Annotated in this window: 23 protein-coding genes; 12 read left to right on the top strand and 11 right to left on the bottom strand. The window is 63.3% G+C overall.

Annotated elements, in window-relative coordinates; translation table 11 throughout:
* Positions 1-255: 255 nt before the first annotated feature.
* On the bottom strand, positions 256-558 hold the full coding sequence (locus AC1DYJ_RS25620; protein ID WP_477260586.1) for an accessory factor UbiK family protein: 303 nt from the start codon (positions 556-558) through the stop codon (positions 256-258).
* A gap of 163 nt (positions 559-721) precedes the next feature.
* Here AC1DYJ_RS25620 and AC1DYJ_RS25615 point away from each other — a divergent pair, with 163 nt between their 5' ends.
* From AC1DYJ_RS25615 to AC1DYJ_RS25605, 3 genes are all read left to right on the top strand, one after another.
* Positions 722-961: a BrnA antitoxin family protein gene (locus tag AC1DYJ_RS25615; protein ID WP_477285248.1), complete on the top strand. Its 240-nt coding sequence runs from the start codon at positions 722-724 to the stop codon at positions 959-961.
* Between the two features lie 103 nt (positions 962-1,064).
* A complete protein-coding gene (gene lgt, locus AC1DYJ_RS25610) occupies positions 1,065-1,949 on the top strand; it encodes a prolipoprotein diacylglyceryl transferase (protein ID WP_477285250.1) in 885 nt (294 codons plus the stop codon).
* The gene (locus AC1DYJ_RS25605) at positions 1,946-3,013 is read left to right on the top strand and encodes a class I SAM-dependent methyltransferase (RefSeq protein WP_477285252.1); all 1,068 of its coding nucleotides are present in this window, start codon (positions 1,946-1,948) and stop codon (positions 3,011-3,013) included. The genes lgt and AC1DYJ_RS25605 overlap by 4 nt, the downstream gene beginning before the upstream one ends.
* 5 nt (positions 3,014-3,018) lie before the next feature.
* Here the strand turns inward: AC1DYJ_RS25605 and AC1DYJ_RS25600 are convergent, their stop codons facing one another.
* The gene (locus AC1DYJ_RS25600; RefSeq protein WP_477285254.1) at positions 3,019-3,918 is read right to left on the bottom strand and encodes a hypothetical protein; all 900 of its coding nucleotides are present in this window, start codon (positions 3,916-3,918) and stop codon (positions 3,019-3,021) included.
* A gap of 151 nt (positions 3,919-4,069) precedes the next feature.
* Here AC1DYJ_RS25600 and pgeF point away from each other — a divergent pair, with 151 nt between their 5' ends.
* The 5 genes from pgeF (at position 4,070) to AC1DYJ_RS25575 (ending at position 8,972) form a co-directional block, all read left to right on the top strand.
* Entirely contained in the window at positions 4,070-4,864 is a 795-nt protein-coding gene (gene pgeF, locus AC1DYJ_RS25595) for a peptidoglycan editing factor PgeF (protein ID WP_477285256.1), read from the top strand.
* Positions 4,864-6,015, top strand: a complete 1,152-nt coding sequence (locus AC1DYJ_RS25590) for a M24 family metallopeptidase (protein ID WP_142869245.1) — start codon at positions 4,864-4,866, stop codon at positions 6,013-6,015. The genes pgeF and AC1DYJ_RS25590 overlap by 1 nt, the downstream gene beginning before the upstream one ends.
* Before the next feature lie 108 nt (positions 6,016-6,123).
* Positions 6,124-6,729, top strand: coding sequence for a hypothetical protein (locus AC1DYJ_RS25585; protein ID WP_477285259.1), 606 nt, complete (start codon positions 6,124-6,126; stop codon positions 6,727-6,729).
* A 140-nt stretch (positions 6,730-6,869) separates the two neighbouring features.
* A complete protein-coding gene (locus AC1DYJ_RS25580) occupies positions 6,870-7,805 on the top strand; it encodes a ribose-phosphate pyrophosphokinase (RefSeq protein WP_015316090.1) in 936 nt (311 codons plus the stop codon).
* A 195-nt stretch (positions 7,806-8,000) separates the two neighbouring features.
* A complete protein-coding gene (locus AC1DYJ_RS25575; RefSeq protein ID WP_477285261.1) occupies positions 8,001-8,972 on the top strand; it encodes a Bug family tripartite tricarboxylate transporter substrate binding protein in 972 nt (323 codons plus the stop codon).
* A 26-nt stretch (positions 8,973-8,998) separates the two neighbouring features.
* Here AC1DYJ_RS25575 and AC1DYJ_RS25570 read toward each other — a convergent pair whose 3' ends face one another.
* Positions 8,999-9,871, bottom strand: coding sequence for an AraC family transcriptional regulator (locus AC1DYJ_RS25570; protein WP_477285263.1), 873 nt, complete (start codon positions 9,869-9,871; stop codon positions 8,999-9,001).
* Positions 9,872-10,052: 181 nt separating this feature from the next.
* On the opposite strand from AC1DYJ_RS25570, the gene AC1DYJ_RS25565 reads away from it, so the two are divergent.
* Both AC1DYJ_RS25565 and AC1DYJ_RS25560 read left to right on the top strand, forming a co-directional pair.
* Positions 10,053-11,297, top strand: a complete 1,245-nt coding sequence (locus AC1DYJ_RS25565; protein WP_477285265.1) for an MFS transporter — start codon at positions 10,053-10,055, stop codon at positions 11,295-11,297.
* A 143-nt stretch (positions 11,298-11,440) separates the two neighbouring features.
* On the top strand, positions 11,441-12,355 hold the full coding sequence (locus tag AC1DYJ_RS25560) for an alpha/beta fold hydrolase (protein WP_477285267.1): 915 nt from the start codon (positions 11,441-11,443) through the stop codon (positions 12,353-12,355).
* 76 nt (positions 12,356-12,431) lie between these two features.
* Here AC1DYJ_RS25560 and AC1DYJ_RS25555 read toward each other — a convergent pair whose 3' ends face one another.
* Positions 12,432-13,274: an alpha/beta fold hydrolase gene (locus AC1DYJ_RS25555; protein WP_477285269.1), complete on the bottom strand. Its 843-nt coding sequence runs from the start codon at positions 13,272-13,274 to the stop codon at positions 12,432-12,434.
* Between the two features lie 151 nt (positions 13,275-13,425).
* Here AC1DYJ_RS25555 and AC1DYJ_RS25550 point away from each other — a divergent pair, with 151 nt between their 5' ends.
* Positions 13,426-13,857, top strand: a complete 432-nt coding sequence (locus AC1DYJ_RS25550) for a MarR family winged helix-turn-helix transcriptional regulator (protein WP_477285271.1) — start codon at positions 13,426-13,428, stop codon at positions 13,855-13,857.
* A gap of 25 nt (positions 13,858-13,882) precedes the next feature.
* Here AC1DYJ_RS25550 and AC1DYJ_RS25545 read toward each other — a convergent pair whose 3' ends face one another.
* The 4 genes from AC1DYJ_RS25545 to AC1DYJ_RS25530 all read right to left on the bottom strand — a co-directional run bounded on the left by AC1DYJ_RS25545 (position 13,883) and on the right by AC1DYJ_RS25530 (position 19,256).
* The gene (locus AC1DYJ_RS25545) at positions 13,883-14,644 is read right to left on the bottom strand and encodes a glutamine amidotransferase (protein WP_477285273.1); all 762 of its coding nucleotides are present in this window, start codon (positions 14,642-14,644) and stop codon (positions 13,883-13,885) included.
* Positions 14,645-14,723: 79 nt separating this feature from the next.
* Complete coding sequence (locus AC1DYJ_RS25540) at positions 14,724-15,725, bottom strand: rhamnose ABC transporter substrate-binding protein (RefSeq protein WP_477285275.1); 1,002 nt, start codon at positions 15,723-15,725, stop codon at positions 14,724-14,726.
* Positions 15,726-15,774: 49 nt separating this feature from the next.
* Positions 15,775-16,764: an ABC transporter permease gene (locus AC1DYJ_RS25535; protein WP_477285277.1), complete on the bottom strand. Its 990-nt coding sequence runs from the start codon at positions 16,762-16,764 to the stop codon at positions 15,775-15,777.
* A complete protein-coding gene (locus AC1DYJ_RS25530) occupies positions 16,761-19,256 on the bottom strand; it encodes an ATP-binding cassette domain-containing protein (protein ID WP_477285279.1) in 2,496 nt (831 codons plus the stop codon). The genes AC1DYJ_RS25535 and AC1DYJ_RS25530 overlap by 4 nt, the downstream gene beginning before the upstream one ends.
* Before the next feature lie 298 nt (positions 19,257-19,554).
* Between AC1DYJ_RS25530 and AC1DYJ_RS25525 the strand changes: the two genes are divergently transcribed.
* A complete protein-coding gene (locus AC1DYJ_RS25525; protein WP_477426290.1) occupies positions 19,555-20,784 on the top strand; it encodes an ROK family transcriptional regulator in 1,230 nt (409 codons plus the stop codon).
* Positions 20,785-20,790: 6 nt separating this feature from the next.
* Here the strand turns inward: AC1DYJ_RS25525 and AC1DYJ_RS25520 are convergent, their stop codons facing one another.
* Genes AC1DYJ_RS25520 through AC1DYJ_RS25510 form a run of 3 tightly spaced genes read right to left on the bottom strand, consistent with a single transcriptional unit; the run spans position 20,791 to position 22,708 of the window.
* A complete protein-coding gene (locus AC1DYJ_RS25520) occupies positions 20,791-21,603 on the bottom strand; it encodes a 3-methyl-2-oxobutanoate hydroxymethyltransferase (RefSeq protein ID WP_477285283.1) in 813 nt (270 codons plus the stop codon).
* Between the two features lie 9 nt (positions 21,604-21,612).
* Complete coding sequence (locus tag AC1DYJ_RS25515; protein ID WP_477285285.1) at positions 21,613-22,395, bottom strand: TIM barrel protein; 783 nt, start codon at positions 22,393-22,395, stop codon at positions 21,613-21,615.
* Position 22,396: 1 nt separating this feature from the next.
* The gene (locus AC1DYJ_RS25510; protein ID WP_477285287.1) at positions 22,397-22,708 is read right to left on the bottom strand and encodes a MocE family 2Fe-2S type ferredoxin; all 312 of its coding nucleotides are present in this window, start codon (positions 22,706-22,708) and stop codon (positions 22,397-22,399) included.
* Positions 22,709-22,739: the final 31 nt, after the last annotated feature.

The following is a 22,739-nucleotide window of genomic DNA, read 5'->3' as shown; positions in this document are numbered from 1 at the left end:
CTTGTCTAGAACTCGGACGGCCAGGACTTCATGACACAAAGACCCCAGACCGGACCCCACCGCCCGGCCGCATGACCCTGCTCCGAATCATGCAACAAATTCAGTCTATTGATCGGGAGTCGCGTGAACAGCCTAATTTTTCGCACTGCGTCATCAGCATGTGGAAAGGCGCTGTCACAAAGATTCATGCATTGCCGGTAAACGATTCACGGCAAAGCACTTTTTCGGATTGTGCTTTGTGGAAAAGTTTAAGGATTATTTTTTTGCTTTGGGCTTTGCCGCAGCCGCAGGTGCGGCCTGTCCGGTCAATTCGGCAAGCCTGGCCTCGAGCGCGTCGATGCGGGCAGCCAGCTTCGTGTTCTCTTCCCGGGCCTTCGCGGCCATGTCGCGGGCAGCCTCGAACTCCTCGCGCTGCACCACGTCCATGGTGTTGAGGATGCGCTCGGCCTGCCCTTTGAAGGCAGTCTCTACTTCGCGGCGCACCCCTTGCGCGGCACCCGCGGCATCGGTCATCAGCTTGGCGAATTCATCGAGAATGCGGTTCGGTCCGGTCGACATGGCAAATCCTCGCTTGCTCGAATTGACGTAATGGCGCCGTGCGCGGAATGCAAGAACGATGCGATGGCTGCGGCATCGCGGCCTATACGTCATGGCGCCACGTCGCCTATTGTAGTGCTTTCAAGTCGGCTTACGTCAAGCCGCTCGCACTCAGGATCACCCCATGGCAACGCCCCCACGCCGACCGACAAATCCAATGGAAGCCGCTGAAGCGGCCTTCAAGCCGATCAAAAAACCCGCCCCTCCCATTCGCGAAGCGTCGACCGCACCAAACGTCAGGGAGCTCGTTTCGATCCGGATCGATCGGGCCGTACTCGACCATTTCCAGGAGGATGGTCCCGGCTGGCAGGACAGGATCAACGACGCGCTCAGGCAATGGGTCGCCGGCAAGCCGCAGGGCTGAGCCCACCATCTGCGACGATGAGGCCACCACCACCTTGCCTTGACCCTGCCAAAACCCTGCCGCATGGTCCGCGCCCGAACGCGAGCCCACCCGGGAGACCCTGTTGAACGAGTATTTCCTGCTGCCGATGGCGTCGCTGCCCTTCCCCAACATCGACCCGATCCTGGTCCAGATCGGCCCGCTGGCGGTGCATTGGTACGGCATCGGCTACATCGTCGGCATCCTGTTCGCCTGGTGGTACGCCAAGCGGCTGGTCACCAACACCAGGCTGTGGCCGGACGGTGTCTTGCCGATGAAGCCAATCGATCTCGACGATTTCATCGTCTGGGCCGCTGTCGGCGTCGTTCTTGGCGGACGCACCGGCTATGTGCTGTTCTACGATCTCAAGCGCTATATCGACCATCCCGCTGATATCCTCGCCATCTGGCAGGGCGGCATGTCGTTTCATGGCGGTTTGCTCGGCGTCATCCTCGCCATGACGCTGTTTTCCATCAAACGCGGCATCCGCACCTGGACACTGTTCGATGTCGTCGCCGCCGGCGTGCCGGTCGGCCTCGGCCTTGTTCGCGTCGCCAACTTCGTCAATGCCGAACTCTGGGGCCGCGTGACCGATGTCTCCTGGGGCGTCGTCTTCTGCAATGAGCGCCTTCAGCAATCGGTGGCTGGTTGTGTCGCAGGCCTCGAACCGCGCCATCCGAGCCAGCTCTATGAGGCCTTGCTCGAGGGCCTGGTGCTGTTCCTGGTCCTGCGCTTCCTTACCCATTCGCGGCTGAAGCTGAAGACGCCGCGCTTCGTCGGCGGCGCCTTCATCTGCGGCTATGGCCTGTCGCGCATCTTCGTCGAGTTCTTCCGCGAGCCCGACCAGCAGCTCGGCTACCTCTTCGGCGGCTGGCTCACCATGGGCATGGTGCTGTCCCTGCCAATGGTGCTGGCCGGCATCTGGGCTATGGCCACCGCCAGACCGGCGCCGCAACCGCAGCCGGCATGACACGGCTGAAAACCCGCATCGTCGACCTGATCGGTGCGCTAGGCCCCCTCCCCGTCAACGAGTATATGGCGCTCTGCCTGTTCGACCCGAGCGACGGCTACTACACGACACGCGAACCGTTCGGCGCCGAAGGCGACTTCATCACCGCGCCGGAGATCAGCCAGATGTTCGGCGAACTGGTCGCCGTCTGGCTATATCAGGCCTGGCTGGCCGTCGGCCGCCCGCTGCCGGTCACCATTGCTGAAATCGGTCCCGGCCGCGGCACGCTGATGAAGGACATGCTGCGCACCCTGGCGCGGCTCCACCCCGCGCTCGCCGAAGGCGCATCGTTTGCTCTGATCGAGACCAGCCCGCGCCTGACCGAAATCCAGAAGCAGACGCTTGCCGGCAGCTCGGCTGAGGTCGGCTGGCACGAAACCATCGCCACCCTGCCGCAAGCGCCGCTGCTGATCGTAGGCAATGAATTGTTTGACGCCGTGCCGATCCGCCAATTCATCCGCGCCGGCGCCGGTTGGCGCGAACGGATGATCGGCCTCGATGTGTCAGATGAACTGAGCTTCTTCGCCGGCGCCGGTTCAGTCGAGGCAACGCTGCTGCCGGGCGACGCCACCGAGGCGCCGGAAGGCGCTATTTTCGAAGTAGCACCGGCCCGCGCGGCGCTGATGGCGGCCATTGCCGAGCGAATAGCCAGCCACGGCGGCGCCGGGCTATTTCCCGACTACGGCCATATCCAGCCCGGTTTCGGCGACACATTGCAGGCCGTGCGCAAGCACGCTCCCGAAGATGTGCTGGCCAATCCCGGGCAAGCCGATCTCACCGCCCATGTCGACTTCGCAGCACTGGCCGCTGTCGTGCGCGCGCATGGACTCGAAGCGGAATTGACGACGCAGGGCGACTTCCTGCTTTCCATGGGTTTGCTCGAACGGGCCGGCCTGCTGGGCAGCCAGGCAGGCGAAGAGGCACGACAAACCATTGCCGACGCCGTCGAGCGCCTCGCAGGCCCCGACGCGATGGGCACGCTGTTCAAGGTCCTGAAAATCCTGCCGCACCAGCCGGCTGACTGATCGCGTCAGAGATCGTTTACAAGCCGCCCAGCCACACCGCCAAGGTAAGTCTCCCAGACATGGTCGCTCATCAGCCGGCGATAGTGCCCGGTGCTGATCAGGCCGCGATACGAAGCACCGCCTACATGAAAGAAGCTGTCATCCAGCATGCGATGGTCGGCTTCGATGCCGCCGAGCTTCAGGCTGATCGTGGCCTTCCCGGCATTGACGATGTTGCCGTCATTCAGCCTGTCGCGCAGCATCGGCCAGTTGCCGCCGCCAGTATCGAGCCCGGTGTCGAAGCGCGGCGTGAAATCGAGCTCAAGGTCCTCGACGACGGAAAAGCGAAAGAAGCAAAGCCCCGCCCAGAAGTACCATCCCTCATGGCCCCGCTTGGCGCGGTATTTGGCACCGAAGGCGTCTTTGCCTTCCATGCGCCTGGCTATGTCGAGGGCAACCACCGGAAAACAGTCATGGTCGAGAAAGCCGAACAGCTCGGTCCGCAGCGGGCGCACGATGTTATGAAAAACCCAGTTCATCGAGATGCCGTGCGACCGGTTCGGATTCCATTCCGGGTTCCGCGGCAGGCCGAAATAGGCAATGCCGCGCTGCCGGCAGATGGCCTCGATCGCCTGCCGCGCCGCGGGCCTGGACGAATTGTCGATGACCACCAGCGTCATCCCGCTCGAATAGGTCAGCCACGCCTTGGTCAGCGCATCGATGACCCAAGGCGTGTTGTAGGCAATGGAAAAGCAGAAATGCCGGGCGCCGGTCCGCAGCAGGCTCTCGGCGAATTCCGCGCCCGACGCCGTATTGCGTGAGCGGAAATAGCCTTTCACCAGCGCGTTGCGAAAATCCTTCGCCTTGCGCACATGCCGGTTCCGGTGGATCTGTCGGATCAGGCTTTTGACTGGATTCCAGCCCATGCACTTTCGCCCGCCCCGGAAATTGTCTGGCCATTGCCTATAGTCGAATGCCTGCTTTTCGCCAACATGGGCCCAATCCGGCATCGCTGCCGCAATCACTTGGCCGAACTTCGCCTTGACGAAAGCGTTGGGGCAGACAACAAACCCATCCATGCTGAATCTGACCAAACCGGATCCTGTTCGCGCAGCGTTGCTGGAAGCGGCGAAGCCGCAAGGTATCCGCCATGGCTATTTCACCCGTATCGGCGGCGTCTCCGGTGGCATCTACCAGGGCCTCAACATCGGCACCGGCTCGGATGACGACCAGGCGCTGGTCGCCGAGAACCGCCGCCGCGTCGCCGCCTGGATGGGCGTGCCGGCCAGCCATCTCTTGACCGCGCATCAGGTCCACTCGCCCGACGTCGTCATCGTGAATGAGCCGTTTCCCGGTCCGCGGCCCAAGGCCGACGCCATCGTCACCGACCGCCCGGGCATCGCCATCGGCGCCTCGACCGCGGATTGCGGCCCTGTGCTGTTCGCTGACGCCGAAGCTCGCATCATCGGTGCGGCACATGCCGGCTGGAAGGGCGCTTTCACGGGCGTGCTTGAAAACACCATTGCGGCGATGGAAAGCCTCGGCGCCCACCGCGATCGCATCGTTGCGGTACTCGGTCCTTCGATCGGACCCGACAATTACGAGGTCGGACCGGAATTCGTCGCGCGCTTCGTCGAGGCCGATGCGCAAAACATCAGCTATTTTATGCCGTCGGCCAATGCCGGGCATGCGATGTTCGACCTCAACCTCTATACGGTCGACCGGCTCAAAAAGGCGGGCGTGACCGCCGAGGGGCTTGGCCGCTGTACCTATGCCGAGGAGGATCTCTTTTTTTCCTACCGGCGCACGACGCATCGCAAGGAACCGGACTACGGTCGGCAGGTTTCGGCAATTGTTTTGGAGAATGACTGATGGCGCTGCATTTCGAACGATCGGAATTTGACGCCCGGCGTGACCGGCTGATGATCGAAATGACCGAGAAGAAGCTCGATGCGGTGCTGCTTTTCGCCCAGGAGAGCATGTACTGGCTGACCGGCTACGACACGTTCGGCTTCTGCTTCTTCCAGTGCCTGGTGGTGAAGGCCGACGGTTCGATGGTGCTGCTCACCCGCTCGGCCGATTTGCGCCAGGCGCGCCACACCTCGATCATCGACAAGATCGTGCTGTGGACCGATCGCGACGGCGCCAACCCGGCGATCGACCTGCGCAACCTGCTCAACGATCTCAATCTGCTCGGCGCCCGCATCGGCGTCGAATACGACACCCATGGCCTGACCGCCTTCAATGGCCGCCGCGTCGACGAGCAGCTGCAGACCTTCGGCCAGATCGCCGATGCCTCAGGCATTGTCGGCCGTCTGCGCCTGTTCAAGAGCCCAGCCGAAATCGCCAAGGCCGAAAAAGCCGCCAACCTGTCCGACGACGCGCTCGACGCGGCCCTGCCGCTGATAAAGCAAGGCGGCGACGAGGCGCTGATCCTTGCGGCGATGCAGGGTGCTGTCTTTGCCGGCGGCGGCGATTATCCGGCCAATGAATTCATCATCGGCTCGGGTGTCGACGCGCTGCTCTGCCGCTACAAGGCCGGGCGCCGCAAGCTGACCAAGAACGACCAGCTGACGCTCGAATGGGCGGGCGTCTTCCACCACTATCACGCGCCGATGATGCGGACCGTGCTGACCGGCAAGGTGTCGAAGCGCCACCAGGAGCTGTTCGACGCCGCCCGCGCCGCTCTGCTGGCGGTCGAGAAGGCGATGACGCCGGGCAACACCTTCGGCGACGTCTTCGACGCCCATGCCCGCACGCTGGAAGCGCACAATCTGACCAAGCACCGGCTCAACGCGTGCGGCTACTCGGTCGGCGCCCGCTTCACCCCGTCCTGGATGGACATGCCGATGTTCTACCAGGGCAATCCCGAGCCGATTGCGCCCAACATGACGCTGTTCGCGCACATGATCATCATGGACTCCGAAACCGAGACGGCAATGACGCTTGGCCGCACCTACCTGACCACCGAATCCCAACCGAAGCCGCTTTCGCGCCATGATCTCGACTTGATCGTACAGTGAATCCATAATGGTTGGTTCACGCGGGGGCGTTCACGAGAGCAATTCCAGGAAAAGTGTAATCGGTTTTCCGTCCGGAATTGCGTAAAGGCACAGGGAGTTTTCGGGCAGATGAGACGATCGCATGTGACGACCGTGTCATTGCTCGCAGCGCTTGTGCTCACCGCCTGCACGCCGAATGCCAAGGACGTGCTCGAACCCTCCGCCATCACACCGCCGGCCGCCTCGGCCCAGCCCGCGCAGCCTCTATCGGCAGCTTCAGGCACTGACCCTGCAACGCCGTCGCCGTCATCACCGGCCGCACCTGCACCACCCGCCAATCCAGCGCAAAGTGCTGCCGCCCTCTCGAAGACGCGGCTGCAGATCGCGCCGATCGTCGGCGCCTCGGTGGAAGCGGCCACGCCGCTGACGGCCGAACTGCAGACGCGCGCCAGGCAGCGCGGCATCACCCTTGCCGGCAGCGCCGATCAGGCCGCCACGCATGTGCTGAAGGGCTATTTCTCGACCATGACGGAGGGTAAGGACACCACTGTCATCTATGTCTGGGACATCTATGATCCCGCTGGCAACCGGCTGCACCGCATCAACGGCCAGCAGAAGGCGCCCTCGGTCGGCGCCACCGAAGGCTGGCCCGCGGTCGCGCCAGCTACAATGCAGGCGATCGCCGACCAGACGATCGACCAGTTCGCGGCCTGGCTCGGCGGCAGTGCCGGCTGATCCGCCTGTTGCAGACTTTCGTCACTGTTGACGTTTTTGAGATTAGCCGGCGGATTCCCGTCAACGGGCTTGCAATACCGGCGCGGCTCGCTAAAAGCCCGGTTAAGAGGACCTCCCCCATCCTTCGCCAGGAACGGTGCATGAAGCTTTTCGCGGGCAATTCCAACCGGGTGCTGGCCGAAGCGGTCGCCCGCTATCTCAACGTCCCGCTGGGCAAAGCCAGCGTCAGACGCTTCGCCGATCAGGAAATCTTCGTCGAAATCCAGGAAAACGTGCGCGGCGAGGATGTCTTCATCCTGCAGTCGACCTCGTTCCCGACCAACGATCATCTGATGGAACTGCTCATCATGATCGACGCCTTCATGCGCTCCTCGGCCAAGCGCATCACCGCGGTTATCCCCTATTTCGGCTACGCCAGGCAGGATCGCCGCGCATCGGGCCGCACCCCGATCTCAGCCAAGCTGGTCGCCAACATGATCACCCGCGCCGGCGTCGACCGCGTTTTGACGCTCGATCTGCATGCCGGACAAATCCAGGGCTTTTTCGACATCCCGACCGACAATCTGTTCTCGGTGCCGGTGATGGCCCGCGACGTGAAGGCGAAATACAAGCAGCTCGGCAACGTGGTTGTCGTATCACCCGACATTGGCGGCGTGGTCCGCGCCCGTGCGCTGGCCAAGCGCTTCGACGCGCAGCTGGCCATTGTCGACAAGCGCCGTGAGCGCCCCGGTGAATCCGAGGTGATGAACATCATCGGCGCGGTTGCCGGCAAAGATTGCTTGCTGATCGACGACATCGTCGATTCCGGCGGGACGCTGTGCAACGCCGCCGACGCACTGCTCGCCAACGGCGCCACCAGCGTCACCGCCTACATCACCCATGGCGTGCTGTCGGGTGGGGCGGTGGCTCGCATCAGCGGCTCGAAGCTGCAGGAACTGGTGATCACCGATTCGATCCAGCCGACGCAAGGCGTGCTCGACGCGCCGAACATCCGCGTCATCTCCATCGCCGATCTGATGGGCGAGGCGATTTCGCGCACGGCGACCGAAGAGTCGGTGTCGAGCCTGTTCGACTAGCAATTCCAAGAAAAGTGTGAAGCGGTTTCCCGAGAAAAGCGCGTAGCGCTTTCCCTTGGGGAATTGCGTCAAACAAACAGATAAAGCGGACACCTACATTAGCGGCCCGTAATCTGCATTGTTGCGGGAAGCAGACGTTTCTCCTGACGCACTTGCCGTGACATACTGCCCCTCCAAACAATGGAGGAGTAGCAGATGCGGCGTAGGACTTTGCTCGGGCTTGCGGTTTCCATCGCGGCCGCCTTTTCGGCGCCGGTGGCCTCAGCCGCCGATTTTCCGGACCGGACCATCACACTGGTTGTCCCTTTCTCCGCCGGCGGCTCGACGGATCTGGTCGCGCGGCTCGTCGCCAACAAGATGTCCGAGAAGCTTGGGCAGCAGATTGTCGTCGAAAATGTCGGCGGCGCGGGCGGCAGCATTGGCGCTGCGCAGGTCGCCCGGGCCGAGCCGGACGGCTACACAATTCTCATGGGTACGGTTGCCACACACGCGCTCAACCCTCTGATTCTGAAGACAAAGCCTTACGACGCAGAGAAGGATTTCGCGCCGATATCGCTGCTTGTCCTGGTGCCGAACGTCCTGGTCGTGAACCCTGAATTCCCCGCCAAGGACGTCAAGGAACTGATCGAGATGCTGAAGAAGGATCCGGACAAATACGCCTACGCCTCCTCGGGCAATGGCACCCCGTTGCATCTCTCTGGCGAGCTTTTCAAGACCATGGCCGGCGTCAGCATGCAGCACATTCCCTACAAAGGCGCCGGACCGGCCTTGAACGACGTCATCGGCAATCAGGTGCCGATGATGTTCGACAACCTTCCGTCCTCGTCGGGACACATCAAGAGCGGGACGCTGAGAGCGCTCGGCGTCACCACCAAGGAACGCGTTCCCTCCTTCCCCGACGTGCCGGCCATTGCCGAAACCATCCCCGGCTATGAAACCTACAGCTGGAACGCTTTGTTCGCACCCGCGGGCACCCCGCCGGAGGTGATCGCCGTTCTTCAGAAGGCGGCAGTTGAATCCCTTAGAGATCCGGACGTGATTGCCCGCATGGCCCAGTTCAGCGCCTCGATCGTGGCCTCCACTCCGGAGGAACTTGGAGCGCATGTGAAGGCCGAGCTCGCCAAATGGGAGCCGATCGTCAAGGCCAGCGGGGTCCAACTGGATTAACACGTCGATGCGGGCTCCGGCGCTGCTTATGGCGTCGGGCCCTCCAGGCGAGGCAGAGCCCGCCGCATGCCTTCGTCGCGCGCGCCGCGCATATAGCCGCGCGGCGAGGCGCCCAGCATGCGCTTGAACATGGTGATGAAGGCCGGCACGCTGTCATAGCCGAGGTCGAGCGCCACCCTGGTGATCGGCTCGCCATCGGCGAGCCTGGGCAGCGCTGCAAACAGGCAGGCCTGCTGGCGCCATGTCGACAGGGACAGCCCGGTCTGGCGATGGAAGGCGCGGGTGAACGAGCGGCGGCTCATGCCAGCGGCATCGGCCCACTCGTCGATCGTGGCATGCGGCGACGGTGCCGCGACGAAGCGCCGGCAGAGTGCTGCCAGCTTCGCATCGGTCGGGAACGGCAGCCCGAGCGGCCGTTCCGGCAAGATCGGAATCTCGTGCAACAACAGGTTCATGATCAGCCCGCCGCGCCCTTCCAGTTCGCCGCCTTGCGGCAGCTTTTCCGATTCGACGATCAGGCTGTGCATCAGCTCGGTGACGCCGACGACGCGCAAGCCTTCCGGCAGGCCGGGGATTGCGCCTGGCATGACATAGACCGAGCGCATCGAGACATCGCCCAGCATTTCGACCGAATGCTCCGTGCCGGCCGGTATCCACATCGCATGGTCGGGCGGCACCATCCAGCGCCCGTACCGCGTCGTCACCAGCACGACGCCGACCAGCGCATGCAAGAGCTGGCTGCGGCTGTGGCGGTGTTGCGGCACATGGTAACCATCAGGATACTCGGTCGGCAAAGCCACCGCCGGCCCGGAAACCTCCTCCAGCCACTGCCAGCGGCTTTCGTGCAGTTGCCCGAGATCGGCATTGCCGGCGCGGAAGACGTCCCTGCCATGTGGCATCGGCTATGGCCCACTTGCGAAACTATTGGACCAAACCACGAAAGAAGTCGCCTCGCAAGCAGCTTATAAGGCAGTCGTCCCCCAAGGCGCTTCCAGACGAGCGTCCTTAAGGCGGTCCGCAGGAGCGGCCGCCAAGCCTGCCCGCGGGCAAACACCCGCCAAAAAGACCTCGGAGCCTGTCTTGACCGATACCACAGCCACCAGCATAGCGCCGCCGGCGTCCGCCAGCCTCCCTTCAGTCCAGGCAACCGCCTTCACCGTCATCCTGGCGGTGAGCTTTTGCCATGGCATCAACGACATCATGCAGTCGCTGCTGCCGGCGATCTATCCGCTGCTGAAAGAGAATTACGGCCTCGATTTCTGGCAGATCGGTCTTTTGACCTTCACCTTCCAGGTTACGGCGTCGCTGCTGCAGCCGATCATCGGCATGATCACCGACAGGCGACCGATGCCCTATTCCCTGCCCTATGGCATGGCGTCTTCGCTGATCGGCCTGGTCGTGCTCGCCTATGCCGGCCATTACGCGCTGCTTCTGGTCGGCGCCTCGCTGATCGGCATCGGCTCGGCGATCTTCCATCCGGAATCCTCGCGCATTGCCCGCTTCGCCTCGGGCGGCCGCTTTGGCCTGGCGCAATCGCTGTTCCAGGTCGGCGGCAATTTCGGCCAGTCGATGGGGCCGCTGCTTGCCGCCTTCATCGTCGTGCCCTTCGGCCAGACAAGCATTTCCTGGTTCGCCGTCGGTTCGCTGATCGGCATCATCGTTTTGTCGCGGGTCGGCGGCTGGTACAGCCGCATGCGCGCCGCGCAAGGCAATCGCAAGGCGGCAAGCTTCGTCTCGCCCTTCCCGCGCCGCAAGGTGATGGCAGCGCTGGCCGTGCTGACGCTGCTGGTGCTGACCAAGAACGCCTACATCGCCTCGCTCTCCAGCTACTACACCTTCTACTCCATCCATAAGTTCGGCGTGTCGGTGCAGATGAGCCAGGTCATGCTGTTCCTGTTCCTCGGCGCCTCGGCGCTCGGCATCCTGCTCGGCGGCCCGTTCGGCGACCGCTATGGCCAGAAGGCGATGATCTGGTTCTCGATCGTCGGCGTGCTGCCTTTCACGCTCGCCCTGCCCTACGCCAATTTCGAATGGACGATGGTGTTGACGGTGCTGATCGGCCTGATCCTGTCCTCGGCCTTCTCCAACATCGTCGTCTTCGCGCAGGAACTGGTGCCGGGGCGTGTCGGCACCATCGCCGGCATCTTCTTCGGCTTCGCCTTCGGCATGGGCGGCATCGCTGCTGCCGTGCTCGGCGTCGTCGCCGACATGAAGGGCATCGATTTCGTCTTCCAGATCTGCTCGTATCTGCCGCTGCTCGGTCTGCTGACGGTCTTCCTGCCCAACATGAAGGAAGCCAGGAAGGCGCAGGCGGTAGCCAGCTAAACCGTTCGATTTTCCGGATTAGACAAGAGGGTGCGGCATTTGCTGCGCCCTCTTTGCTTCTTTCGCCATACGCCGGGTGAAAAGCCTGCTACGAGATAGTCATCGCTGAAGGCTTGGGGCCTCCGACGTCTCTGGAGAATGGTATGCGCAAGATCGTGTTGGCCGTGTTGGGCCTGCTTTTTGTTACCGTGCCGGCCACGGCACGCATCGTTCCTTTCCCGCCGGGATTCAAGACGCAGTCCGTCGAAACCAACGGAACCAAACTCTATGTGCGCGTCGGCGGAAAGGGTCCCGCTGTCGTGCTGCTGCACGGCTTTGCCGATACCGGCGACATGTGGGGCGCGGCTGCGGTGGCGCTTGCGAAGGACCATACCGTCATCGTGCCGGACCTGCGCGGCATGGGTCTGTCTGCCCACCCGGACGTTGGCTACACCAAGAAGAACCAGGCCGTGGACATCGCCGGCGTGTTGGATGCCCTGAAGATCGACAAGGCCGACCTGGTCACCCACGATATCGGCAACATGGTCGGCTATGCGCTTGCCGCGCAATATCCCAAGCGCATCACCAAATGGGTCATCATCGATGCGCCGCTGCCCGGCATCGGCGACTGGGAAAAGATCAAGCAGAGCCCGCTGCTTTGGCACTTCAACTTCCGCGGGCCGGACATGGAGCGGCTGGTCGCGGGGCGCGAGCGCATCTATCTCGACCGCTTCTACAACGAGCTGTCGGCCGACCCGAAGAAGATCGACGAGGCAACGCGCAGGCACTACGCCAAACTCTATGCCCGCCCGCATGCGATGCATGACGCTTTCGAGCAGTTCAAGGCCTTTGACCAGGACGCGATCGACAACCAGGCGATGCTTGCAGCCGGCGGCAAACTGACCATGCCGGTGCTGGCTGTTGGCGGCGAAAAATCCGCCGGCACCACGCAGGCCGATACCTTGCGGCTTGTTGCGACCGATGTCACCGGCGGCATCGTGCCCGCCTCCGGTCACTGGATCATGGAGGAAAATCCCGACGCCACCGTCAAGCTGATCACGGATTTTCTCGCCAAGTAGGCCTAGCGAGCATTTCGATGAAAGCACAAGGCACCCGCCTGACGGCGGGTGCCTTGCCTGTTCCAGGCGGACAGTATCAGGCCTTGATGAAGGCCAAGAGGTCGGCGTTGATGACGTCGGCATGGGTCGTGGCCATGCCATGCGGGAAGCCCTTGTAGACCTTGAGCTCGCCCTTCTTGAGCAGCTTGACCGACAGCAGCGCCGAGTCCGCGATCGGAACGATCTGGTCGTCGTCGCCATGCATGACCAGCACCGGCACGTCGATCGCCTTCAGGTCTTCGGTGAAGTCGGTTTCCGAGAAGGCCTTGATGCAATCATAATGCGCCTTGGTGCCGCCCATCATGCCCTGGCGCCACCAATTCTCGACGACCGCCTGCGAGACTTGAGCGCCGGGACGGTTGAAGCCGTAGAACGGACCGGCTGCAACATCGTGGAAGAACTGGGCGCGGTTGGCGGCCTGGGCAGCGCGGAAGCCATCGAACACTTCGATCGGCAGACCGCCGGGATTGGCCGCGGTCTTCAGCATGATCGGCGGCACGGCGCCGAGCAGCGCCGCCTTGGCGACGCGACCGCCTTTGCCGTACTTGGCGACATAACGCGCCACCTCACCGCCGCCCGTGGAATGGCCGACATGGATGGCGTCCTTGAGGTCGAGATGCGCCACAAGTTCCGCGACGTCGGCGGCATAGGTGTCCATCTCGTTGCCGGTATCGGTCTGGGTCGAGCGGCCATGGCCGCGCCGGTCATGGGCAATGACGCGATAGCCCTTCTCCAGGAAGAACAGCATCTGGGCGTCCCAGTCGTCGCTGCTCAGCGGCCAGCCATGATGGAAGACGATGGGCTGGCCGGTGCCCCAATCCTTGTAGAAAATCTCGGTGCCGTCCTTGGTGGTGATCGTGCTGCTGCCGGGCTTGGTCATCTCAATCTCCATTGATTGTTTTCGCGATAATCAATATCGCGATAACAATATGACTAGCGCAGATCGAAACCCTTGTCTACAGGAAATATGTATCGCGATATTATTTTTCGTGGTACATATCAAAAACGCTCAGTCGGCAAAGGAATGCGTCGTGCCTCTCCCGTTGGACAACCAGATCTGTTTCACCCTCTACGCCACGTCAATGGCGATCAACCGCACCTACAAGCCGATGCTCGACAAGATGGGGATCACCTATCCGCAGTACCTCGTGCTGAACGCGCTTGCCGAGGCCGACGGCATGTCGATCGGCTCGATTGCGCACAGGCTTGCTCTGGAATCGAGCACGATCACGCCGCTGGTCAAGCGCATGGAACAGGCCGGCCTGGTCACCCGTCAGCGCAGCCAGACCGACGAGCGCCAGGTGCAGGTCGACCTGACCCCCGCCGGCCGCGCCCTGCTCTCCCAGTGCAACTGCCTCAACGAAACCCTGATCGAGCGCTCGGGCATGACGCTGCCTCAGCTCGACGCTCTGAATCGGCAGATCCAGACGTTGCGCGACGCACTGATCAGCGATCAGGACTAGCCCTGCCCCGCAAGCATGCCTGGCTCTAATCCTTGCCGGCGAGCCAGCGGACGATGTTGCCCATCAGCGTGCCGTAGAGCGGCCAGCCGAGAAAGTCCTGCGACAGCCAGTGCGGGCCGATATCGGTCGCCCAGGCGACGGTGCGGCCGCGGCCATGCTGACGAACCGCAAGCAACGGCCAGTCGGTGCCGCGATAGTGGCAGGTCGCCAGAAGCTGGGACGAGCCGTCCCGCCTGAAATCCAGCTTGTTCATGCCGAGGATCGGCGGCAACGGACCCGCCACACCGGCAAGGATCGGATGCGACGACTGCAGAATGGAAGCCTGTAGGCCTTGCGGCACTTCCAGCCCGTCCGAGAATGGAAGGCAGCGGACCGGCAGCACATCCTCGACCGGGGTGTCGTGGAAGCGTGCCGTGCCGAACATGCCCTGGAACCCCATATAGCCGCCGGCCAGCATCAGCCCGCCGCCGCCTTCGACATAGGTTTTCAGCACCTCGAGCCGGTTGACGCCGATGCGCCCGGTGCGGGCCTCTGGGGTCACCAGCAAGGTCAGCGCGCCGACATCGGAGATCACCACCGCCTGGTATTCGGCGAGCGCTTCAACATCATAGGGGAATTCGGCCGCGCAGCGATCGCCGCCGATCTGCGTGACCGCGATGCCCTCGGCGGCGAGCGCGGCATTGAAGGCCGTCGCGCCGTTTATCCATGTCGCACTTGTCAGCACGTCGCCGCCGGCAGCGACAGAAGTCGTCGCTGCGAACGTCTCGCCTGCCAGCAAGAGTTTCATCGTCGCCCTCGCACTGTTCAACTGAAGATTGGAAGGGCGGGCGCCGGCTCGAACCGGCGCCCGCCGGGCCTTGGGAGGCTTAGAACTTGAACTCGGCCAGGTTTTCCGGCGTCACGATCTTGGCCGGGCCAAGGATCAGTTCGCCGCTGGCCCCGATCGTGTATTCGCCGAGCCTGCCTGCCGTGAACTTCTCACCTTCCTTGCCGGTGATCTTGCACTGCGCCAGAGCCTGGGCCGTCTGATAGGTCAGATAGCCAAGATCGGTGACATTCCACCAGATATCCTGCGCCGCGCCATCCTTGATGTATTTCGAGATCAGAGTGGCCGGCGCCAGCCCCGTCAGCTTGACCTTGCCGATCATGCCGGCTTCCTCGAGTGCACGCGCGGCGGCCGGAAGGCCAATCCCTGCCGGAACGATAATCACCTTGAGATCCGGAAACGCCTGCACCAGCGCCAGTGCCTGCTGCTGGTTGACCTGCTCGCTTTCTTCGCCATAGGCGACCTGCACCAGCTTCATCTTGGCGTATTTCGGCTCGGCCGCCATCTTCGCCTTCATGAAGTCGATCCAGGCGTTCTGGTTGGTTGCTGTCGGCGTCGACGACAGGATGGCGAATTCGCCCTCGCCGCCGCTGAGGTTGAAGGCACTTTCCAGCATCATTTCGGCGAGACTGTCGCCTTTCACCTGGTTGACGAAGACCGCGCGGGCATCGGCCGCCACGTCGGAGTCATACGAGATAACCCGGACGCCCTGCTGAACGGCGCGCTTCAGCGCGGGCGCAACAGCGTTGGCGTCGTTGCCGGCAATTGCGATGACCCCGACCTTCTGCGACACCAGGCTGTTGATGAATTCGATCTGTGCCTCGGCCGTCGCCTGCGACGGGGCGACCTGGGTAGCGGTGCCGCCAATTTCCTTCGCCGCCTCTTCGGCGCCGCCGAAAGCCACCTTGAAATAGGGATCTGTGTCGAGCTTGGGCAGGAAGCCGACGGTCACCGGTTCCTTGGCGCATTCCTGGCTGTAAGCCAGCGATACCGGCGCAAGCAGAACCGCGGATGCGAGCAGGACTAGTCTAAACGCTTTCATTGTACACTCCTCCATCAAAGAATTCGGGCTTGCAGGAAGGGTCCCGAAATCACCCCTTGGTTTCGCGCAAGGCGCGCGATCTCGAGAGCCGCTCCTCCAGGGAGCGCCAGTAATTGCCGACCAGCAGCGAGCCGATCAGAAGCAGGCCGATGATCATGCCTTGGGCGTCGCCGCCGATCTGGTTGAGCGCCAGCACGTTGCGGATGATGGCGATCAGCAGCAGCGCCAGCATCACGCCGGTGAGCTTGCCCTTGCCGCCAAAGACACTGACGCCGCCGAGCAGCACGATGGTGATGACGTCGAGTTCCATGCCGAGCGCATTGTTGGCGCGGGCATTGGAAAGCCGCGCGGTATAGACGATGCCGGCAATGGCCGCGACGACGCCGGAGACGACGAACAGCTTCAGCACCATTTTGCGCGTGTCGATGCCGGAATAGCGCGCCACTTCCGGGCTGCCGCCGAGCGCGTAGATGCGTTTTCCCGTCGGCGTCTTCTGCAACACGATCGCGAAGATCGGCGCCAGCAGCAGGAACGGCACAATCGTCCATGGAATCTGTGTGCCCGGCAAATTGTTGATGCCGAAATCGACGATAGCGGGCGGCAATATGTTGACCGAGCCGGTGCCGAGCAGGATGTAGCCAATGCCCCGGTAGAGCGCCATGGTGCCGAGCGTCACCACCAGCGACTGCAGCCCCAGCCCCGAGACGAGATAGCCGTTGAAGGCGCCAAGCAGGCCGCCGAAGGCAAGCGTCAGCGGGATTGCGGCCAGCGTCGGCACACCGGCCTGGACAGCCAGGCCGAACACCACGGAGGTCAGCGCCAGCACCGAGGCGATCGACAGGTCGATCTCGCGGGTGATGATGAGCAGCGTCATCGGCAGGATCAGCAACGCCTTTTCCGAAGCGCTCGCCGCCAGCTGCGAGAGATTGAAGCCGGACACGAAATTCGGCACGAACACCGCCGCATAGACGAAGACGGCGAGGCAAGCGGTCGCCAGCAGCAGGTCCCAGAAGTCGATCGAGCGCAGGAATTTTCTCATCTCGCCCTCGCCTGTCTTGCCTGCTCGGCGCGCCGCACGATGAAAGTGTCGATGCCGATGGCGACCAGGATCACCAGGCCGTAGACGCCTTGCAGCCAGAGCGGATCGACCCGCACCAGCGTCAGCCCGTTCTTGATGACCAGCAAAGTGAGCGCGCCAAGGATGATGCCGAGCAGCGTGCCTGAACCGCCACGGATGGCGACGCCGCCGACCACGGCGGAGGCGATGACCGTCAGCTCGAAGCCGAGCGCGACGCGGGCGTCGATGGTGGCGTAGCGCGAGGCCCACAGCGCCCCGCACAGGCCGCCGAGCAGGCCGGCCATGCCGAAGGCGAGCAGGATGCGCCGGTCGACCGGGATACCGATCAGCCTTGCGCCATCCGGGTTGGAGCCGGTGGCAAACAGCTCGCGCCCGGTGGCCGTGCGGTAGAGCAGCACATAGCCGGCACACAGGATGACAATGGCGATGACGACGATCAGCGGCACGCCGGCGATCTTCAGCCCGGTCATGTCGAGCCAGGCTTGCGTGACCTCATCGGCGCTGACCTGGTCGCCCGCCGCCCAGATCGAATTGAAGCCGCGAAAGATCGACATCGAGGCCAGCGTGACGACGATGGCCGGGATTTTTCCCCGGGTCACGACAAGCCCGTTGAGCAGCCCGGCAAAGCCGCCGATCGCGCAAGCGGTGACCAGCCCGATGGCGATGTCCAACCCCGGATAGGCCTGCACCATGCTGGCCGCCATATAGGCGGAAAGGCCGATCACGGCAGCGATCGACAGGTCGATGTTGCGGGTGATCAGCACCAGCATCTGTGCGAGCGCCGCAACAATCAGCAAGGCAGCATCCATCGACACAGCGGTGAGGTTTGCCGCGCTCACCATGCGCGGGTTGATGATGGTGACGGGAATGGCGACCGCCAGCATCGCGGCGAGCAGACCGAACTCTCGCCGCTTCAGAAAATCGAACGGGCCTTTTGCCTTTTCGTCACTGCGCTCCAGCTGCGTCGCCTGGCCGGCGCGCTCATCGGTCCTGGTCGCTGCCTCCAGCACCTTTTCCTGCGTGGCTTGCCCACGCGAAAACTCGGCCGTCTGGTGGCCTTCGCGCAGCACGACGATGCGGTCGCACATGCCGATCAGTTCGGGCATTTCAGACGAGATCAAGAGGATCGCCATGCCCTGCGCGGCAAGGTCGGCGATCATCGCATGCACTTCCGCTTTGGTGCCGACATCGATGCCTTGCGTCGGCTCGTCGAGGATGAGCACACGCGGCTCGGTGCGCAACCATTTGGCCAGCACCACCTTCTGCTGGTTGCCGCCCGACAATTCCTTGACCGGCTGCCCGTAGCCGGCAAAGCGCAGTTTCATGCGCTTCAGCCAATCCGCCACCAGATCGATAGCTCGATCGGTACCGTAGAGGCCGGCGGGTGCGGCCTTGTCGAGCACCGGCAGCACCGCATTGTCGAGAATGGAGAAATCCATCACCAGGCTCTGGCCCATGCGGTCTTCAGAGACATAGGCGATGCGCGCATCCATGGCGTCGCGCGCCGAGGCGAACTGCACCGGCTTGCCGTCGATCAGGATTTCGCCGGCGTCGGGACGGTCGATGCCGAACAGCACGCGCGCGATCTCGGTGCGCCCGCTGCCGACGAGCCCGCCGAGGCCGACCACCTCGCCGGCGTGCAGCTTGATGTCGATGTTGGAAAAACCGCCGGCGCGCGAAAGCCCTTTCGCTTCCAGCACCAGCGCGCCTGAAGCGTGATGCCGTTCGGGATAGAGGTCGGTAACTTCACGGCCGACCATCATGCTGATGGCGGCTGCGCGGCCAAGACCGGCCTTCGGCTTGACGCCGATGAGGCGGCCGTCGCGCAACACGGCGATGCGATCAGCGATGCGGAATATCTCGTCCATGCGGTGGCCGACGAACATCATCGCCACACCGTGCAGCCTGAGATCGGCAACGACTGTGAAAAGCCGCTCGACCTCGCGCTGCGACAATGCGGCCGTCGGCTCGTCCATGATCAGCACGCGCGCATTGAGCGACAATGCCCGGGCGATCTCGACCAGCTGCTGTTCGGAGGTGCGCAGTGTCCCTAACCGCGTTGCCGCCGGTACATCGAGGCCGACGGTGGCCAGCACCTTGCGCGCGCCGGCAAGCATGGCGGCATTGTCGATGCCGCCGAAGCCGCGCGGCATGTGGCCGAGATAGATGTTTTCCGCCACCGAGAGATCGGGAAACAGGCCGGGATGCTGGTGCATGACCGCAATGCCTGCGGCCTGCGCATCGTGCGGCGAATGAAAGGTTGCCGGCCTGCCGTCGACCTCGACGTGGCCACTGGTGGGAGAATGCACCCCGGCCAACAGCTTCACGCAGGTGCTCTTGCCGGCGCCGTTTTCGCCTAGCAGCGCCAGCACCTCGCCAGAGCGCAACTCGAAGGAGGCGTCCTTGAGCGCAATCGTGCCGCCGAAAGCCTTCGTCGCTTGGACCAGGGCCACGGGGACAGCCCGCACCACCGCAGCGTCGGCTTTGCTTTGTGTGCCCGAGTGCAGCACGTCTCCTCCCGGTCTAGTTATTTTTTCAATTTGCTATATTAAATGAGACAAAGGCGCAACGAGAAAATTGACTTCCATGGTGCCGGCGCGCACTGTCGCTGCCAACACAGGCACCACCGGGTGCCCTCGGCCGCAGGTGGTTTGCAGCCTTCGCGGGCGGAATGGCGACAATTGGGGAGATGCGGGTTTGTCAGGAAAAGGCAGCAATTCTGTCAAAGTTCGGCACTACAATGAGCGTTTCGTGCTCGACGCTATCCGCCGTCTCAAGGAAGCGTCCAAGTCCGATCTGGCGCGTGCGGCCAGCCTGACGCCGGCAGCGGTCGCTGCGATTGTCGACGGGCTGGAGTCGTCCGGTTTTGTAAAGCAAGTGGGAAAAAGGTTCGGGCAGCGCGGATCGCCCTCCACGCTGTACCGGCTGACGCCGGAGCGCATCTACAGCGTCGGCATCAAGATCGGCCGACGCGCGCTGGAAGCGGTGCTGGTCGATTTTGCTGGCGAAATCCGGGCGCGTGAGTCGCACGAATACCGCTTCCCCGATCCCGACCTAGTGCTCAAGGCCGGCAACACGGCGCTGGCGACTTTCGAAAAACTGGTCGACGGGCTTGGCGATGCCAGCATCGTCGGCGTCGGCATTGCCTCGCCCTATTTCCTCGGCGGCTGGAGCGAGGAGCTTTGCTTTCCCGACGATCTCGGCAGCCGCTGGGAAGCAATCGACCTGACGACATGCTTTGCCACCCCGGCAAAGACGCCGGTGTTCGTCGAAAACGATGCCACGTCGGCGGCACTTGCCGAACTGGTCCWGGGCGCCGGCGCCCGCTTCCGCGACTTCATGCACATCTCGATCGACACTTTCGTCGGCGGCGGCCTGGTGCAAGGCGGCAAGGTCCATACCGGACCGCACGGCAACAGCGCAGCACTCGGGCCCTTGCCGGTCTCGCCCTCAAGCCTCGATTCGGTGGCCGCCAAGCCGGCGCGCTACCAGAGCCTGCTGCACCGCGCCTCGATCTATGTGCTGGTCAATCATCTGAGGTCGCGAGGCGTGGTGATCAACCGTGTGCGGGAACTCGACCCGCTGCCGCCGGAGGCGCGCGCGCCTTTGTTCGAGTGGATCGACGATTGCGCAAGCGCGCTGGTCGAGGCGATCATCGCCATCACCTCCATCATCGACATCGAGGCCATCGTCCTCGACTCGATCCTGCCGCGGCCGATCCATCTCGAACTGCTGGCCAGGGTGCAGACCCAGTTCAACCAGGCGAGCGCCATCGGAATCGTCGCGCCAGAGATCGTGCCGGGGCAATTCGGTGCCGAGGCTTCCTCGATTGGAGCCGCCATGCTGCCGTTCTCGGCGCTGCTGGCGCCCGACAGCGGTGTGCTCATGATCGGCAAGGACCGGACGAAGCTGCTGAGCGCCCTGTCCACACTGGCCGGCGCGAAAGGCAACGGATCATCCGCCGACAGTGTGCCGGCCTGAAAATCGCTACAGCCCCAGAGCGGCCTTGAAAGTGGACAGTTCCGTGTCGGTGATAGGGACCACGTGCTGCGGTTCGGGATACGCGCCTGTCTGCACATCGGAGATGAACTCGCGATAGGCGGCGACACGCTCGCGCTGCAGCCGCTCAAACTCGGCGGCGAAGTTACGGTAGGTCTTGGCGTGGCGCGGTCTGTGGCCGGCCGTGTGGCCGAGCACGTCCTCGCTGAACAGATACTGCGCATCGGCATGCGGCCCGGCGCCCATGCCAAGCATGATCATCGGCGTATTCGCGGTGATCAGTTCGGCGATCCGATCTGGCACTACCTCCAGCTCGGCGCCAAAGCAGCCAATGGCTTCCAGGCGCTTGACGTGATCCCACACCGCACGCGCGCCCTCGGCTGTCCTGCCGACCGCCTTGAAGCCACCGGTCCAGGTGCATTGCGACGGGATCAGGCCGACATGGGCGACGACCGGCACCGCATTGTCACAAAGCGTCTTCTGGATATCGAGCGAGGCAGCGCAGTAGAAGCAATCGCCACCGATGCGCATGTAGTGATAGGCGGTTTTCAGATAGTCCTCGGCCGTGATCAGATTGCCGAACGGGCCATAGGGCAGCCCGACCTGCACGAAGCAGCGGCCGGCGGCCTCGCGCATCTCGGGCGAGAAGAAGCGGCCTTCGATCGACAGCATGTCGACGCCGGCCGCATCCGCCGCCGCCGCCTCCTCGAGCGAGGTGACGTAGAGCATGGATATCTTCTGCCCGCGGCTCTTCATGGCGCGGATGTCGGCGACGGTGGGGCGGTTGCTCTTGGTGACCATTGTTGTTCCTCAGACAGTGAAAGCGTCGCGGAAGGCCAGTAGCGCCGCCTCGGGGTCGCCGGAGGCAAACGCCTCCATGCCGACCGGTCCGCGATAGCCCATGTCCTTCAGCGCGCGGGCGATGCCCCGGTAGTTGATCTCGCCGGTCCCGGGCTCCATGCGTCCCGGAACATCGGCGACCTGCACCTCGCCGATCCATGGCAGGCAGGCGCGGCAGAGCTCGATCAGGTTCCCTTCGCCGATCTGCGCATGGTAGAGGTCGAGATTGAGACGAAGTCCCGGCCGGTTCACGCTCGACACCAGCGCCAACGTATCTTCCGCGCGCCCAAACGGCACGCCGGGATGGTCGACTGGCAGGTTCAAATTCTCCAGCGTGAAGGTCACGCCCTCGGCGTCGGCGAGGTCCGCGATGCGGTTGAGCGTGTCGCGCGCCTTGAGCCACATCGCGCCGGTAACGATCTCGCAAGGCGTAACCGGAAGGCCGCCCTCGCCCAGTCCGGTGCCGTGCAGATTGAGCCGTGCGACGCCGAGGCGCTTGCCGACCGCCGCCGTCTCCTTTGCCGTCTTCAACAGTTCGGCGGCGCCCTCGTCATCGGCCAACCGGCCGCGCAGATAGCCGTTCATGATCGAGAAGGTGGCACCGGATTTCTCCAGCATTGCGAGGTCGTGCTCAGGCCAGTTCCACAGGCCGACCTGAAAACCCATTTCGGTGAGGCGCTTGACGCGGAATTCCATCGGCCGGTCGCGCCAAAGCATTTCCGCGCAAGCCGCAAGCGTAAAAATATCGGACATGTCAGGCCTCGATATACACGCGGCCGTCCTCGACCTTCGTGTTGTAGGTTTTGAGGTTCACGCAGACCGGCGCGCGCACCGCTTCGCCGGTCCGATAATCGAACACGCCGTTGTGCTTCGGGCATTCGATCCTGTGTCCCATAACCAGCCCGTCGCTCAGATGCACCTTCTCATGCGTGCACAGCCCGTCGGTACAGAAGAATGCATCGTCCGGACTGCGGAAGATGGCGAAGGTCCGGCCTTCGTGATCGAAGCGGATGACATCCTCTTCCTCGATATCGTCCGTCGCACACGCATCAATCCACTTTGCCATTGCTGGTTCCTGCAAGCTGTCTCTGGTTGGC

The organism is Mesorhizobium sp. P2_B11, assembly GCF_056404855.1.
The sequence above is the reverse complement of the archived record's forward strand: the minus strand, read 5'-3'. Positions and strand labels throughout refer to the sequence as shown.